This is a genomic window from Nitratidesulfovibrio oxamicus (genome assembly GCF_015731765.1).
Classification (GTDB): Bacteria; Desulfobacterota; Desulfovibrionia; order Desulfovibrionales; family Desulfovibrionaceae; genus Cupidesulfovibrio; species Cupidesulfovibrio oxamicus.
This window is the reverse complement of the sequence record NZ_VRYY01000435.1, coordinates 1-2,028: the sequence shown is the minus strand read 5'-3', so window position 1 is coordinate 2,028 and position 2,028 is coordinate 1. Positions and strand designations below refer to the sequence as shown.

General features: G+C 70.6%; 2 protein-coding genes. Both read left to right on the top strand.

Annotated features, from left to right (window positions below; genetic code table 11):
- The first annotated feature begins 233 nt into the window (after positions 1 to 233).
- Positions 234 to 1,526 (top strand): peptidase U32 family protein, encoded by a 1,293-nt coding sequence (locus FVW20_RS13450; RefSeq protein ID WP_231039105.1) that lies wholly within the window; start codon positions 234 to 236, stop codon positions 1,524 to 1,526.
- 146 nt (positions 1,527 to 1,672) lie between these two features.
- A partial coding sequence (locus FVW20_RS13445) for a response regulator (RefSeq protein ID WP_196610009.1) occupies positions 1,673 to 2,028 on the top strand: 356 nt, incomplete at its 3' end.

The following is a 2,028-nucleotide window of genomic DNA, read 5'->3' as shown; positions in this document are numbered from 1 at the left end:
GGCTCGGACTACCACGGCGCGGGCAAGCCCGGCATCGCGCTGGGTCGGGGACGCGGCGGCCTGCGCGTGACCACCGCCGTGCTCGACAGCCTGAAGGAACGCAGGCTCCGCCTGGGGCTGCCGGTGTAGAGGCGCCCTGCCTCAGCGTCCAGCAACCCCGTCCATCCGCCAACAGCAGGCGGGCCGTCCGCCGCCAACCACAGCTACCACAGCCTCAACCACGCATAGCCACCATGACCAACGGTTTCACAGCACATCCCCACGCGGACCCGCAGGACGCGGACCCGCCCGCCCCCGCACGGGCCGCACTGCCCGAACTGCTGGCCCCGGCTGGCGACATGGAAAAGCTGGACGCGGCCCTGCGCTACGGCGCCAACGCAGTGTACCTGGGCGGGCGCGGCCCAAACCTGCGTGCGGGCGCCCAGGGATTTTCGCCCGATGAACTGCCGCAGGCGGTGCAGCGCGCCCATGCCGTGGACGCACGCGTCTACTACTGCCTGAACAGCCTGCCCCACCAGCGCCACCTGCGCGAGGTGGAAGCCGCCATGGACGAAGCCCACGCGGCGGGCGTTGACGCCCTGATCGTGGCCGACCCCGGCGTTGCCCGCATGGCCCGTCGCCGCGTGCCGCGCCTGCCGCTGCATGTTTCCACCCAGGCCAACACCGCCAATGCCGAAGCTGCCCTGTTCTGGCAGGACATGGGCGCCACCCGCGTGAACATGGCGCGCGAACTGGACCTGAACGGCATCCGCGACCTGGTGAGCGCCTGCCCCGGTGTGGAATTCGAGGCTTTCGTGCACGGGGCCATGTGCCTTGCCGTATCCGGCCACTGCCTGCTTTCCGCCTGGATGAACAACCGCCCGGCCAACCTCGGCCAGTGCACCCACCCCTGCCGCTTCGAATACCTGGGCATGGCCCTTGCCGTGGAGGAAAAGACCCGCCCCGGCGAAATCGCGTGGGAGGCGGTGCAGGACGGCCCGTTCCACTCCAGCTTCTGGGCGCCCAACGACCTGTGCCTGGTGAAGTACGTGCGCTGGTTCGCCGCCGTGGGCGTGACCGCGCTGAAGATAGAAGGCCGGGTGAAGAGCGCGGGCTACGTGGCCCAGGTTACCGATGCCTACCGCACCGCTCTGGACGACCTGACCCGGCGCACCTTCCGGCACGAGGAATACCTGTACGAACTGCTGAACACCGCCAGCAGGCCGCTTTCCACAGGCTTTTTCCTGCCCGGCGGCAAACGGCTGAACCGGGGCCTGCCGCATGACGCCATGCGCCGCCCGGTGGTGGCGCGCATCGAACAGCCCGCGGGCGACAGCGCATGGCACGTATCCGTGCGCGCCCCGTGGCGTGCCGCAAAACCCCTGGAACTGCTGCTGCCCGGCCTGCACAGGCCGGAACTGCAACCCGGCGACTTCCGGCTGGAAAACCACAAGGGCGAGACCGTGGACCGGCTGCACCCCGGCATGACGGGGGTGCTGCACTGCGCCCACGACGGCCTTGCGCCCGGCCTGTTCGTGCGGGCCTGACCGCAGGCACCGCCCCGCACCGGCGTTCCGGCGTCCGCCATAACCCCTCTGGCGCACGTCATCTGGCGTACTTCATCTGGCGTACTCCATCTGGCGTACTCCATCTGGCGCAACCCGCCACACCCCTCCAACCCCACGGAACCTCCATGGCCCACGTGCTGATCATCGATGCCGATGCCGCCTTCGCCCAACTGGTGGCGGGCATCGCCGAAGGGCTGGGGCACCGGGCCTCGCGGGCGGGGGGACTGGTGGAAGGCCGACTGCTGGCCGACGACGCCGACGTGATCTTTCTGGCCGCCACCCTGCCCGACGGCAACGGGGTGGAAGCCATGCCCGGCCTGCGCGCCCTGCCCGGCCAGCCGGAAATCATCGTCACCGCCGAAGGGGGCGACCCGGACGGCGCGGAACGGGCCATCCGCCACGGGGCCTGGGAATGGTTGCCCAAGCCCCTGCCCGCCGACCGGGTGGTGCTGCCGCTGCTGCGCGCGCTGGACTACCGCGC

Coding starts and splice junctions, on each gene's coding strand:
- FVW20_RS13450 (WP_231039105.1), top strand. CDS start 234: ATGACCAACGGTTTCACAGCACATCCCCACGCGGACCCGCAGGACGCG.